The organism is Leptolyngbya sp. AS-A5 (genome assembly GCF_039962495.1).
GTDB lineage: Bacteria > Cyanobacteriota > Cyanobacteriia > Leptolyngbyales > Leptolyngbyaceae > Leptolyngbya.
This window is the reverse complement of record NZ_JAMPLL010000026.1, coordinates 1-13,810: the sequence shown is the minus strand read 5'-3', so window position 1 is coordinate 13,810 and position 13,810 is coordinate 1. Positions and strand designations below refer to the sequence as shown.

The 13,810-nt window shown below is 46.2% G+C and carries 12 protein-coding genes and 3 pseudogenes; 10 read left to right on the top strand and 5 right to left on the bottom strand.

Features of this window, described 5'->3' with window-relative positions:
• The first annotated feature begins 7 nt into the window (after positions 1 to 7).
• The 6 genes and pseudogenes from NC980_RS20925 to NC980_RS20900 all read left to right on the top strand — a co-directional run bounded on the left by NC980_RS20925 (position 8) and on the right by NC980_RS20900 (position 5,198).
• A pseudogene (locus NC980_RS20925) lies at positions 8 to 302 on the top strand (hypothetical protein).
• Positions 303 to 475: 173 nt separating this feature from the next.
• Positions 476 to 877, top strand: a complete 402-nt coding sequence (locus tag NC980_RS20920) for a fasciclin domain-containing protein (protein WP_190377408.1) — start codon at positions 476 to 478, stop codon at positions 875 to 877.
• A 188-nt stretch (positions 878 to 1,065) separates the two neighbouring features.
• Complete coding sequence (locus NC980_RS20915; RefSeq protein WP_190377407.1) at positions 1,066 to 1,263, top strand: NblA/ycf18 family protein; 198 nt, start codon at positions 1,066 to 1,068, stop codon at positions 1,261 to 1,263.
• Positions 1,264 to 1,278: 15 nt separating this feature from the next.
• On the top strand, positions 1,279 to 1,833 hold the full coding sequence (locus tag NC980_RS20910; protein WP_190377406.1) for a pentapeptide repeat-containing protein: 555 nt from the start codon (positions 1,279 to 1,281) through the stop codon (positions 1,831 to 1,833).
• Positions 1,834 to 2,316: 483 nt separating this feature from the next.
• Complete coding sequence (gene ftsH4, locus NC980_RS20905) at positions 2,317 to 4,200, top strand: ATP-dependent zinc metalloprotease FtsH4 (protein WP_190377405.1); 1,884 nt, start codon at positions 2,317 to 2,319, stop codon at positions 4,198 to 4,200.
• Positions 4,201 to 4,526: 326 nt separating this feature from the next.
• Entirely contained in the window at positions 4,527 to 5,198 is a 672-nt protein-coding gene (locus NC980_RS20900; RefSeq protein WP_190377404.1) for a glutathione S-transferase, read from the top strand.
• Positions 5,199 to 5,336: 138 nt separating this feature from the next.
• On the opposite strand, the pseudogene NC980_RS20895 reads toward NC980_RS20900, so the two are convergent.
• Positions 5,337 to 6,543: pseudogene (locus NC980_RS20895) on the bottom strand (IS256 family transposase).
• 168 nt (positions 6,544 to 6,711) lie between these two features.
• Between NC980_RS20895 and NC980_RS20890 the strand changes: the two are divergent.
• Positions 6,712 to 7,974, top strand: coding sequence for an NAD(P)/FAD-dependent oxidoreductase (locus tag NC980_RS20890; protein WP_347272618.1), 1,263 nt, complete (start codon positions 6,712 to 6,714; stop codon positions 7,972 to 7,974).
• A 151-nt stretch (positions 7,975 to 8,125) separates the two neighbouring features.
• Here the strand turns inward: NC980_RS20890 and NC980_RS20885 are convergent, their stop codons facing one another.
• Positions 8,126 to 8,263, bottom strand: coding sequence for a lmo0937 family membrane protein (locus tag NC980_RS20885; RefSeq protein ID WP_347272619.1), 138 nt, complete (start codon positions 8,261 to 8,263; stop codon positions 8,126 to 8,128).
• A gap of 217 nt (positions 8,264 to 8,480) precedes the next feature.
• A complete protein-coding gene (locus NC980_RS20880) occupies positions 8,481 to 9,422 on the bottom strand; it encodes a GNAT family N-acetyltransferase (protein WP_190377403.1) in 942 nt (313 codons plus the stop codon).
• Between the two features lie 329 nt (positions 9,423 to 9,751).
• On the opposite strand from NC980_RS20880, the gene NC980_RS20875 reads away from it, so the two are divergent.
• A complete protein-coding gene (locus NC980_RS20875) occupies positions 9,752 to 10,102 on the top strand; it encodes a pentapeptide repeat-containing protein (protein WP_199298577.1) in 351 nt (116 codons plus the stop codon).
• Positions 10,103 to 10,306: 204 nt separating this feature from the next.
• Here NC980_RS20875 and NC980_RS20870 read toward each other — a convergent pair whose 3' ends face one another.
• On the bottom strand, positions 10,307 to 11,158 hold the full coding sequence (locus NC980_RS20870) for a GNAT family N-acetyltransferase (protein WP_190377402.1): 852 nt from the start codon (positions 11,156 to 11,158) through the stop codon (positions 10,307 to 10,309).
• A gap of 558 nt (positions 11,159 to 11,716) precedes the next feature.
• Here NC980_RS20870 and NC980_RS20865 point away from each other — a divergent pair.
• The gene (locus tag NC980_RS20865; RefSeq protein ID WP_190377401.1) at positions 11,717 to 12,262 is read left to right on the top strand and encodes a hypothetical protein; all 546 of its coding nucleotides are present in this window, start codon (positions 11,717 to 11,719) and stop codon (positions 12,260 to 12,262) included.
• Between the two features lie 260 nt (positions 12,263 to 12,522).
• Positions 12,523 to 13,230 (top strand): annotated as a pseudogene (locus NC980_RS20860) (IS1 family transposase).
• 23 nt (positions 13,231 to 13,253) lie between these two features.
• On the opposite strand, the gene NC980_RS20855 reads toward NC980_RS20860, so the two are convergent.
• Positions 13,254 to 13,499 carry a hypothetical protein gene (locus NC980_RS20855; RefSeq protein WP_190377400.1) on the bottom strand — a complete coding sequence of 82 codons (246 nt, stop codon included), beginning with the start codon at positions 13,497 to 13,499 and terminating at the stop codon, positions 13,254 to 13,256.
• Positions 13,500 to 13,810: the final 311 nt, after the last annotated feature.

The following is a 13,810-nucleotide window of genomic DNA, read 5'->3' as shown; positions in this document are numbered from 1 at the left end:
AAATAATATGTCTGCTTCTTTAGCTCAAGGTGTTTTGGTCACAATCATCGGTGAAGCTGTTTTGCAGGAGAGGCTAATCCGTCTGCTTTCAAAACTAGGAGTGTCTGGTTATACGATCAGCATAGGGTGGCGGAAGTCATGGTAAAAGAATGGGAGACATCGCAGGGTACAACACCAACACTGAACTCAAAACGATCGTCACCTCAGAAATTTCTGACCAATTACTAGAAGATCTGAAGCAATATCAATCAACTCATGCTCTGATTGCATTTCGTCAAACAGTAGAAGAATTATTTGATTGAATTGATTGAGCAATTAGTTCTATCGCTAGAGGGACTCATCCATTGCGCGCTAAGTCATAAGTCGTGAAAGATAGCTCAAGCAACAATTCAAACACGAACTCAAACACCAGGCTGACAGACTGTAATTGTTGGCGCAATTAGCGTTAGCAAGTAACAAATAAAAGGTGAAATTCATGGCTGATATTGTTGATACTGCTGTTAAAGCTGGTTCTTTCAATACTCTGGCTGCTGCTCTTAAAGCTGCGGATCTAGTCGAGACTCTCAAAGGTAAAGGTCCCTTCACAGTGTTTGCACCCACGGATGAGGCGTTTGCCAAATTGCCAGAAGGTACTGTAGATGGATTGCTAAAAGACATTCCGCAACTCAAGAAAATCCTCACGTATCATGTCGTTTCTGGTAAAGTCATGGCGGCTGATGTGACTAAGCTGCAGTCAGCGAAAACAGTTCAAGGTTCAGACGTAAAAATTGATGCCTCGAACGGAGTTAAGATCAATGACTCTCAGGTAACAGCCCCCGATGTGGCGGCAGACAATGGTGTCATTCACATCATCGATACGGTACTTATCCCTGCGTAAGCAAATGTTGAGGAGTAAACATCCAGAGATTCAGTCATAGTAGCTGAATTACTTTCAGCTCTCACCTTTGTCTTCACGTAACCAGGTGAGAGTTTTCTATCCATTCAATCACTCCAGAACTACGACTTCACGTTGCCTAGTCAGTTGGCTCACAGTTTTTATCTTAACTAGGGTTATCAGAGGTCAGTATGAATCCATCGATCGAACTCACGCTAGAGCAAGAATTCAGTCTCAGGGATTTCACCGATCAAGTTCGTCAGATGCCCCGTGAGCAAGCTCAAGCATTTCTGATTGTGCAGTATCGGCTTATGCTAGTTCAGAAAACGATGTATTTAGGGCTTCTAAGGCAGGAATGGAAATTGGAGCCAACTCTCACTAATGGTTAAGCCAGGACGGAAGATATGAATGCTCAAGAAATTGTAGAGCTCTATGCAACAGGACAACGAGATTTTAGCCATGTCAAGCTTGTTCAAGCCTGCTTGACAGAGGCAAAGCTGGTTGGGGCAAAGCTAATTGGAGCTGAGTTAGTGGGTGCCGATCTACGCGGGGCTGACCTAACTGAGGCTCATCTTAACCAAGCAAGACTAAATCAAGCAAATTTAGCCGATGCCGAAATGATTCAAGTTTGTTTGATGCACGCAGACCTGAGCGGGGCAGATCTAAGCGGGGCAAATTTGATCCATGCAGATTTAAGTGGTGCAGACCTCAGTGAAGCGAAGCTAGGTGGATCAAATTTGCGGAAAGCAGACTTGAGTAAGGCAGATCTAAGCGGGGCCGATTTCCGGGGCGCAAATTTGACGGGAGCAGATTTGAGTGAGGCAGATTTGAGTGAGGCAGACCTGAGTGGAGCACATCTAAGCGAAGCAAATCTAACGGGAGCAACACTTGACGGAGCCAATATGGACAAAGCGGGGTTAAGTAGAACGATAATGCCCGATGGCAGCATCCATGACTAGATTTCAGAATGATTGTGAGCCCATGCTTGAGCGCAGTGTGGAAGTAGATGTAAGTTGTTCTACAGAACCCATTTGGGATCTTTTACTGTGTTCGCAAGGTCGATAACTTCTCGGTTTCATGATTCGGATAGTCTTTGAACTATGATTTTTCTGCTAGATTTACGAATTTCTCGAAACGGGCTTCCTGCTTACCTTATGTGTCAAGAAGGGATCCCAAATGGGTTCTATAAGTTCTACGTAAGTTACATATTAACTCAAACATGATCTTTAACATTGGTCATAGATCGCTTGATTGATGTTGTTGATCGATAGATTGATCTCGATGCCATTAAGAAAGAGATTTAAAAGAGTCGTCAGCGTCTTACGATTATGCATGCATTTAGAGACGGTTTAGCAGATGAGTGAGATCGAGTCTTTCTTTAGTTGACTTGTAACCTAAAGATTAAAACTCTACCGTTGGTTAAACAACCTAGTGATTCCTCCATGGCAATTAAAGAAAAACCAACACCGCCTCGATCGCGCTTAATCTCAAACATTCTATTAGCTGTATCGGGCGCGTTCTTGCTTGTGAATTTGTTTCTGCCAAATTTGTTTGGCGCTCAGGTTCCGGCTGTTCCTTACAGCTTGTTTATTCATCAAGTGCAAGAAGGAGAGGTGAGTCAAGTTTCAATCGGTCAAAATCAGATTCGATATCAAGTGAAAACAGAAGACGGCACTCCAGAGCAAGTGTTTTCTACGACTCCGATCTTTGACTTAGAGTTACCTAAACTTTTAGAAACAAAAGGGGTCGAGTTTGCGGCAACGCCACCCTCGAGAAATGGTTGGTTTACTAGCCTACTCGGTTGGGTGATTCCGCCGCTGATTTTTGTGGCGATTTGGCAGTTCTTTCTGGCACGAGGCGCAAATAGTCCGCAAGGAGCATTATCGATCGGTAAGAGTAAAGCGAAGGTCTATGTCGAAGGAGAGGCTGAGAAAATTACGTTTGCCGATGTTGCCGGAGTTGAAGAAGCAAAAACTGAGTTAGTCGAGATTGTAGATTTTCTCAAGACTCCAGCACGCTATACCGCAATTGGCGCAAAGATTCCGAAAGGCGTATTGTTAGTCGGTCCCCCTGGAACTGGAAAGACATTACTTGCGAAAGCGGTCGCGGGAGAAGCAGGAGTTCCATTCTTCAGTATTTCGGGATCTGAATTTGTTGAACTATTTGTCGGTGTTGGTTCTTCACGAGTTCGGGATTTGTTTGATCAAGCGAAAAAGCAGGCTCCTTGTATTGTGTTTATTGATGAACTCGATGCGATCGGCAGATCTCGCAGCAGTAACGGAATGTATGGAGGCAACGATGAGCGTGAACAGACGCTGAATCAATTACTCACCGAAATGGATGGATTTGCGGCAACAGATGCAACCGTGATTGTATTAGCTGCAACGAACCGTCCCGAAGTTTTAGATCAGGCACTATTGCGTCCGGGTCGATTTGATCGACAAGTTTTAGTCGATCGTCCAGATCTTTCTGGTCGCGATGCGATTCTGAGAATTCATGCTCAGAAAGTAAAGCTCGGTGCGGATGTAAATTTGAAGGCGATCGCCACTCGCACCCCTGGGTTTGCTGGAGCTGATCTTGCTAATTTGGTCAATGAAGCCGCACTATTAGCCGCTCGAAATCAGCGTCTGACAGTTGCCCAAGAAGATTTTGCGGAAGCGATCGAGCGTGTCGTTGCCGGACTTGAGAAGAAGAGTCGGGTACTCAACGAAACAGAGAAGAAGATTGTGGCATATCACGAAGTCGGTCATGCTTTAGTGGGAGCCTTAACGACGGGAAATGGACGAGTTGAAAAAATCTCTATCGTGCCTCGTGGCATGGCGGCTTTAGGCTATACGTTGCAGCTTCCGACCGAGGATCGCTTTTTGCTGAATGAAACTGAGCTGCGAAGTCAAATCGCGACATTGTTAGGCGGACGATCGGCAGAAGAAGTGATTTTTGGCAGCATTACCACGGGTGCATCGAACGATCTACAGCGTGCAACCGACCTTGCCGAACGGATGGTGACGACTTACGGCATGAGTAAGGTATTAGGACCATTAGCGTATCAGCAAGGACAACAAGCAATGTTCTTGGGTGACTCGTCCAATCCTCGGCGGATGGTGAGTGAGGATACGGCGAAAGCGATCGATATCGAAGTCAAGGAAATTGTAGAAACGGCACATGAAAGCGCACTAGCAATTCTGCGGTTAAATCAAGACTTGCTGGAAACGATCGCGACTCAACTGCTTGAAACCGAAGTGATTGAAGGCGAAACGTTGCAGAACTTGCTGAGCAAAGTTCGATCCCCGAATCAAACTCCAGTGTCTCATGAGGTTGCTGTGTAACCGTAAGTTCGATAGATTCTCTTGCTTCGTTGTTTACCCGCCCCGGAATGGAATTCGGGGCTAATTGAACAAAGTCCGCGCTCTGGGGACTGAAGATGAGTCATGATCTGCCTTGTAGTCCCTCTAGAGGGACTACAAGGCACTGTGTTATTCCCTAATTTTATTCTGGGGTGGGACTGAATTGGAGCGAGAGAATTCATCGAACTCACGTTCATTCAGGGGCGGGGCAGCAACGAAGCATAAACGAGATGCCTCCTGCATTAGGTAGAGGAGTAAGCATAGAGAATAAACTAATTTAATCAGGCTGTAGCACCTTAACTTGTCTCATGCTGGTCGTTCATCACTTAAATAATTCTCGCTCTCAGCGAGTGTTGTGGCTGCTAGAGGAACTCGGATTAGAGTATGACATCAAGCACTACCAACGAGACCCTGAAACTCTGTTAGCACCAGCCTCTCTACGTCAGGTACATCCTCTGGGAAAATCTCCTGTGATTACTGACGGAGACCAAATTTTAGCAGAATCGGGTGCTATTATTGAATACTTGATTGATCGATATGGTGAAGGACGATTGATTCCTCCACCCAATACAGCCGATCGCTTGCGGTACACCTACTGGCTGCATTATGCCGAAGGGTCAGCTATGCCACTACTATTGTTGAAGCTGATTTTCGACCGCATTGAGCAGCAATCGATGCCGTTTTTTATTAAACCCGTTGCACGTTTGATTACAAGTCGCGTTAAGCAGGCATTCATTCAACCTCAACTAACGCAGCACCTTGACTACTTGGAAGCAGAACTTGAAAAAAGCTTATGGTTTGCCGGAGCTGACCTTACGGGGGCAGATGTTCAGATGAGTTTTCCGATCGAGGCAGCAGTAGCAAGAGCAGGTTTGGACAGAAGCCGCCTGAAGTTAATCGAGTTTTACGATCGCATTCACAGTCGTCCAGCTTATCAGCGAGCATTAGAACGCGGGGGTACATACGAGTTTGCAAATTGATGACAGCAAAGTTTCCACAATCTTTTACAAATGCGATGATACTGTCAACTTAACTGGGAGTAGTTAAAATTAAGCACGGGGTATGACAACTAAATTGTGTCAAGGATCAAAATTAAGCAGGAAAACGGGAAGCTTCGCTTAGCCGAAGGCACCGCCAAATTCAATTGCAAAACGATTGAGAGCAGGTTTCCAATTTGAGATTGGCATTGTCCACTTTTTGGCAATGTTGTGCATTGCAAGATAAACAACTTTGAGCGCGGATTCATCGGTCGGAAAGGCTCGATGGTTCTTGATCACTTCTCTTAACGTCATGTTGAGCGACTCGATAGCATTCGTGGTGTAGATGGCGCGGCGAATTTCATTGGGGAACGCAAAGAACGGAATCACTCTCGTCCAGTGATTCATCCAGGAGCGGCTGATAATTGGATACTGCTTGTCCCACTTCTCAGCAATTGGTAACATTTGCTGTTCGGCTTCAGCTTCAGTCGCTGACGTGTAAATCAGTCGCAAATCGGCAGCCACACCTTTGCGGTCTTTGTACGAGACGTAGGCGAGTGAGTTTCTGACCATGTGAACAATGCACAGTTGTACCTGGGTTTTGGGAAACACGGCTTCGATGGCATCGGCAAATCCGGTCAATCCATCACAGCAGGCGATGAAGATGTCTTTCAAGCCGCGATTCTGAAGCTCAGTCAGAATCGACAACCAAAACTTGCAGATTCGTTTTGGGTCATCCACATGCCTAAAAGCTCTTTGTTGCCCGACAGATTAACTGCCATAAGTGAATCGCTTTGTTGATCACCCGCCCGTCTTGCCGGACTTTGACGACAATCGCATCAAAGTAGACAATTGGGTAAACTCGGTCGAGTCCGCGACTCTGCCATAGTTTGCGTTCTTCTTCGACGGCATCGGTGACTTTGGAAATCAATCCTGCCGACACTTCCATGCCATACAAATCTTGAAGTTGAGCCTGAATGTCACGCACACTCATGCCGCGTGCGTAGAGTGACAAAATCTTGCCATCAAATCCGTCAAATCGCGTTTGTCCTTTCGGCACGATGATGGGCTCAAACGCGCCATTGCGGTCTCGCGGAATGTCAATTTCTGTCTCGCCAAATTCGCCCTTAATTGTCTTCTGACTGTAGCCATTTCGGCGGTTGCGCGGTGTGTTCTCCTCAACTGGCTCAGTCCGTTCTTCTTCCAAATGATGGTCGATTTCTGCGTTCAAACACCGTTCAACTAGCGCTGCGGTCAATTGTTTGAGAATTCCTCCTTCTCCCACTAAATCTTCAGGGTTTTTGTAATTCTTCAGCAATTCATCGAGCAATTCAGGTTGGAATGTCATAAGTATTGTCGTTTTGGTTCAAGGGTTTATTAGATCAAACTTTTGAACCTTTGACACAGAACAGTGTACAAACCCGAATTGGCGAGAAATCGCTTGCGTGAAAGCTGCTGTGTAACCTTGAGCAAGGCTTGAATGTTCAAGGATTACTGTGCTTAGTTTTGAACGTACGTGGTTAAGTTGATAATACCGTTTGGTGTTCCCAATACAGCGTTCTACATCACCCGCATCCAGCCCAACGGTAAGCGCAAAACCTCAAAATTGCCGATCGTTAATTCCAACCGAAAAACGGCGTATTGGATTCCTCGAAGAGTATTTGTCCAATTGCTCTACGAAGAAATCGAACGCAACTGGCAAGATCACATTACTGTTCGCTTCGACACTCAATGCACAGAAATCAATCAAATCAGTACGGAGAAAGGCATCAAAACGCTGGAAGTGGTCGCTCAACAATCGGATGGCGAGGTTGAGCGATTTGAACCATTCCTTTTAGTCGGCTGTGATGGGATTCGATCGATTGTCCGCACTACGTTGAAGCAGTGGGATGGTACTGACCGATTTGAGATGCAGCAATTTTCTTCTCCTAGTTCTAGATTGCGATACAAAGTGTTGAGCCTTCCACCGAACTTTCCGCTTGATGCTCAACATCAAGACCATGCTGTTTCTACAAGGGCTTATGCCATTCGTGGAATGTGGCAGGGTCGCACTCGGTTTCTCACGCTCGGTCTTTTGCCCCTCAAAGATGAAACCGCGCCGCGTACTGTGAATATCATTACCCATCCAGATCATCAAATTTGGAACTTGAAAACGGGTGAGCAAGTCCTCCAGTTTTTAGAGCAAGACTTCCCACAACTGCCCATTCGTCAAATCATCTCGCTCGAAGAAGCCGATCGGTTTGCTAAAAGTGACGGTGGCGTTTTTCCAATTCCTCAGTTTTGCTCTGGATTGCACTATCTATTGAGGCAAGAATCATCGGAAGCGATCCGGGCTGGCGTTGTGCTGTTAGGAGATGCAATTCATTGTTTTCCCCCAGATATTGGACAAGGGGTGAACGCTGCGTTGGAAGATGTGGCTGTTTTGAATGACAGTCTGTGGCAAAGTCAAAATGATTTATTACAGGCACTTCCACATTATGAAGCGATTCGAGCAATGGATGTAGAGGCAGTGGTTCGACTTGCTCAGACCGCAGCCCCTTGGCAATATAATCAGAATCGCTTGCGGGGACGATTGTGGATGCTGCGGTTTTTTCTCCACTTTGGGATCAGTCGGCTCTTTCCTGGAATGAGTCCTCCAGCATTCTTTCTGCTCCAGAATCAGGAATTGTCTTATCAGGAGATCTGGAGTCAGGAGCAACGGAGCCGCCAAATTCTCAAGGTGTTGAGTATCATTTTGATCAGTGGTCTGCTTGTAAGTGCGATCGCTTCCCAATGGTGAGGTCAAGCAAGGAGTTTATCTCAGCAAAACTCAATTGTGACGAGTCTCTTTGCTGAATCGAGTCCTTCTACTCATTTCAAGAGGAAGATGCTTCCAGTTCCGTCCGTGCTGAAATACTATAAGTACAGAAGCATCTAGACGTAGTGCAGTTCTATTGACGCGCATCACGACTCATTGCGAAATTGTAGATTGCTATAGAGATCGCTAGAACTAACAATAGATCAATCAATCCACCTGCAATGTGAAGCGCGAATCCTGCAATCCAGAAAATGAAGAGCAGAACGAAAATTCTCCAAAGAATATTAAAAGCTTTTACCTTATAAACTGATGATTAAAGCGTAAGCTGATCGACTTTCGGTTTGCATAAGCTAGCCATGGCAACTCCTACGGACAAAAGGAATAGGCTATCAATCTAAATGTCGATCAGCCCACTAAAAGATGTTCTTTCAGCCACCATCCAAAAAGTAGAAATTCTTACTTTCGCTTAATCACTACACCCATCTTCATTAGCGCCAATCGTCTAGTACAAAAACATCTGGTCGATTGTATCCAGGTTCGTTTGGCTTGTGCATTACAACTCCGACGATCTCAGCGCGAAACTGTCGAGCAATCATTCTGCTATAAGCTGCCTCGTGGCTCGTATTCACGCCAGCCATGAGACGTAGCATTTTTTGAGTCGCTCCGTATACTTCACATAGCGTCAGTAAATGTTCAAACTGTTCTCCAGCTTTCGCTCCTGGGCGCACTGCTCCAAACTTGACATAGCAGACATCGCGGCCTGCTTCGCTGCCTGCACCACAATGACAAATCGCGAATCCTGTTAGACCTGTTTCATCCCACAGCAAAACAGTATCACCTAGATTTTGAGTATGAACCGCTTCAATCTCACGCGATAAATCTAGCCCTGAATAAATCGCATCCGTGAGTTTGGCGCACTCCTTGAGACAATCAGATTGCTGCTGTGAACCCAGTTCAGAGTACTTTACTCCTGGTAAGTCTTGCTGAACGATCTGAATGGGTTTTGCCATAATGAAGGTCAGAAAGCGGGGGTAAAACCCAAACTTCTGGTAAAGAGCATGATGCTTTGGGCTATTGGGAAAGGTAAATAATCTAGCCTGTTGTGTCTCCCACTCAGCAAATTGAGTGATCACAGGTTCGATGAGACGTTGAGCAATCTCTTGGCCCCAAAAGTCAGGGTGAACACTGAGCGGACCAAATGTACCGACACTCCCCCAACAAGCAGCGATATTGGAACCGACCAGTTTCCCATCCATTTCGGCCGCAAATGCCGCTGTCGAGTCAATTCTCCAGCGTGGCTGAATATAGTTTGCATCACCCCCAAAATCGGTGGGCTGAGGCAATCCGATAAAAGTGCCAAAGGCGAGTCGGAAAATATGGTCTGCTGTGGGTAGCTCATTTTCTTGAAGGAGCCGAATTGAGATGTTCATTAGCGGCACGCTCCACTGTCCAGTGCAGAAAGTTTAGCAATAAACGTTTAAAGGTTAGAACAACGAATTCAATCTTTACTAAGAGCCATCAACTTTTGAGGCTCAAGGGAAAGAGTCTAACTGCGATTCGATCCAGGGAAATTGCTCTTGTCTCGGTAATTCATCGGATGAGGTGGGCGATCGCGGGGGTGATAGTTAAGATCGCTGTATCGTTGCCCCTCGCGCGAATCGCTGCCGGGTTGCTTTCAGAATGAGCCAGTTGAGCAATCATCCTTGCTCAAGCCCGAACCGCCACTGCCTTACGAGGATTAGATACAGAGAGACAGAAGTTGCTCATTGGGTCTTTACGCTCCTTAGATCTTCTAACTCCTGAAAAGGGAGTAGGCATACTGCAAAATGCTTATCTCAACGAAGTAGATTTGAGCCATGTTGCTCTGAGTGGAGCAAACTTAAGTAAGGCTTTGCTGCGTGGAGCAACCTTGAGTGGATCGCTGCTAGGCGAAGCACACCTAGGTAAAGCTGATCTGAGAGGAGCAAATTTGAGTAAGGCTAAACTGATAGAAGCAGACTTGAGTGAAGCCAAACTGGCAAAAGCGGACTTGAGCGAAGCTGATTTGACGGGAGCAAATTTGAGCCGCACTAATTTGGTAAGAGCAAACCTTAAAGACGCAAGCTATTAGACCTAGATAAAGCAAGGCTATGCAAAACAACACTCCAAAATGGGGAAATCAGTAATCGCAGTTGTAAAGCCTTAGGTATTAATCCGCAGAAATAACCCAGAAATGATTGATAGCAAACAGTTCACGGACAATTCTAGGAAATTTTTAAAGTTAGTATCATGAGGGCTTTGGCTTCTTTTTTATCTGTTGGAATGATTCAAACCTTCAGCCAAGTTCAAATGACGTGACTCCAAACCAGCGATCGCTTGGAAATACAGGAGCCTCACCCGAATACATCCGGGCTGTCTCGAATACAGGTGTCATTCCCTGCTGTTCCGCTAAACTGACTGCCGCCTGATTGATCTCAGGTACATCCAGGTAAATTGGTGCACCGATCGCTGTCTTTGCTTTCAATGCTAAGAACAATATTTCTGCAATCCCGCAGTCATCAGCAAACAATGGACCAACCTTGTACCCAGAACGGCACTTTCTCAACACACCGTAGCCCTCAAGCTGTGCATCCCGCCAATATCCAAGAGCAACGCTTTCCGGTTGAGTAATCCATCGTTGTAAGAAAGCGCTGCGATCGTCGGGAAAGAAAGCGTGATCGTAAGCAATGACCTGATCAAATGGCACTTGAGACAATTCAACTAGGTTTGAATCCTGTAAAACGCTGCCTCCACCGATTCCGCCATAGCGAATATTTCGATGTGCAAGCTGGAACCCTGAGCGTTGGTAGTTCTGTTGTTGTGCTACGACACCATCTAGCCCAACTGTTCGACCCTGCAATCGCTCTAGGGCTTCATTCCAAATCTGAATCCCGAAGCCTTGATTTCGATACTCTGGTTTCACAATGTAGAAGCCAATAAACCCAAAAGAATTGCCGTACTTTGTTGCCGAGATTGTTGCAATCGGCTCATCGTCGAGTAATCCGACTAAAAAACCTGTTGAGTCCGCAGCAAAAAAGCAGTCTGCGTCATGTAAGCCCGGATTCCAGCCTTCTACGGCTGCCCACTTGATCGCAAGCTGGACTTCTTCGGGCTGCATAGAGCGAATCATGTAGGATCTGGCTGACATCGATTGGTTACATTGCCTGTGTCTTAAATCATAACTGCGATTAGATTCTGTTGGCGGGTTTCGAGAAGATTTGCTTTCGTTGGGCGATCGAGAATGGGGGCAACGGTTAACGGCGGCTGGGGGGTGAGTGGTGTACTGTCCTGATGTGATCGTGTTGCATCTGGCGCGGATAACTTTGTGATCGCTGCTTCAGAAAGTCAGATTGCAGGCAGTTCATCAACATAAGCTGCAGCCGTTCACCGAGCAATGATTGGGAACGCAGCTTTTACCGTTGGGATAGCAATTTTGGCGATCGGTGTGGAGTGATCCAAATTTGCGAGGATGGGAGAGGGTTCAATTTGGTTGGATCATTCATCGGTTGAAGTGGGAGGTTGCGAGGGTGATGGTGCGATCGCTCCTTAATCGGTTTTGACTTTCTGGTTCTGTACTATTTTATGTGTTACTTAGAAGGAAAGTACCTGTGTGGGTAATGTCAGAAGTTGACTTAAACTCCCAAAATAGAGCTATTCAGGTCTTGATTGCTTTAGTTCACATGGAGCCAATAATGAAGAGCCAATAATGAAACCATCCATAACATTAAAGGTGCTGCTTGGATTACTATGTGCAGTTACTGTTACTATTCCAACAGTTGCACTTGCAGGAATTCGTCAAACTGGGTTTGACTTTGAAAGCCCAAGAGAGAGCTGGTGGTTTGCTGGTGGTGCTGGACTTGATTATGGTAAGGGTCTTGAACACAGTGGAAAGGGTAACGGATGGGTGCGTAATACGTCAGGATGGAATGCCGTTAACAACTGCGTCAACGTTGAACCAAACAGTGAATGTACTGTAGCTGCATGGTTGAGAAAATCCAACACTCTAACTGATGGTTATATGTCGGTACGCCGCCTCAACAGAGATGGTAGTGTAGGCACTGTAATTAATGAGGTTAAGTTAGTTGGTGCAGGTTCTCCCAATCCTCAAAACAGAGGCTACAATCGCTATACCTTCAACTTCAACTCCGGTTCAAACAGTAAAGTTCTTTTCTATGTTGGTCTTTGGGGCAATGGAAAAGATTCATGGGTTCAGGTTGACGACGTAGTAGTCTCCTGCCCAACACCATTTTGATGAAGTTTGTAAAGTAGTCTAATCAGCCCACTCATCGGATGCAGATAGCCAATGCAACCCACCAATAAGTAGCCTCATTCCGATGCAGTGGACTTTTTGAGAGTGCGAATTTGAATATGTCTTATAGTCCCTACTTCCGGCATCACTCCTCTCTCGCCCCAAGCACCATTAATTTAATTCGTGCCATCTGCGATCGGGTAGTCCTAAACAAGTAAGGATAGAATGAAAGCCGATGTTTAGGGTTTCCTGGTGTCGCAGTCATGCTTTCTTGTCCCACTTGCGAGTCAAAACACACGGTCAAAAATGGCAGAATCCATACCGGCAAACAGAACTATCGCTGTCGGAACTGTGGACGACAGTTTGTGCAAGACCCGCAGAACAAACTGATTGACCAGGCGACCAAAGACTTGATTGATAAGCTGCTGTTAGAGCGTTTGTCATTGGCAGGAATTGCGAGAGGCACCGGGGTTTCTGAACTATGGCTGCAACGCTACGTGAACACCAAATACGCTGCTGTGCCTCGACGAGTGAGCGTGAGCGCTAAAAAAAGGGGCGATTAACGATCCAGGCGATGAGTTGTGGTCGTTCGTTGACCACAAAGGGAACAAGCAGTGGGTGTGGTTAGCGATAGATGCAAAGACACGGGAAATTGTGGGGTGCATAACGGAAACCGTTCAGAAGCGGGAGCCAAAGCCTTGTGGCAATCCTTGCCTCCAGTCTACCGGCAATGTGCCATCTGCTATACCGACTTCTGGGCAGCTTATGCAGCAGTCTTACCCAGTAAACGGCATCGGGCAGTTGGCAAGGAGAGTGGTTTGACCAACCGGATTGAACGATTCAACTGCACCCTGCGCCAAAGAATCTCGCGTCTGGTGCGAAAAACCTTGTCGTTCTCGAAGAAAGTGGACAATCATGTTGGAGCGATCTGGTACTTCATTCATCCCTACAACGCATCCTTACCTGTTTAGGACTACCGAATTCGGCTTATCTATCAAGAACTTGTCAGATTCTGCCGATTATTCCTAACATCATCCTCACCAACTGGAGCAGTCAGAACTGGCATCCAGACCATGAGTAGTGCCAATAGGAAAATTGCCGTCGAGGAATTCACCTTCACTTGTTTGATGAAATAACGCCGCTCTTGATCGACCAAACGAGACTCGATCGCGCCTGAGATGCTGAGGTTTCGGGTTTGTCGTCTGACTTGCTCATAGGTGAGACCGGAGCGTTCAACCAATTCGTTGCAAGTGAGTCCATTGGTTTCGGTGAGAATTTTCAGAATGCGCGTTGCCTCCGACTCACGGAACGTGCCCGCGTTTTTTCGCCCTGATTGGATTGCTCATAAATCGATAGCATGAAGTGGTACAAAACTGCTGTCAAAGTGCCCTAGCGGTGAAGGGCGATTGCAAGGAACAGATTACAAATCAGGAAAATACTCTCTCAAGACAGGTCAGCAACGCTTATCACAGGGAGAACGAATCTCTATATCAGAAAAATCTGATTTTGTTGACTATTTGTAACGATACTGTTACATTAATTTACAGAACG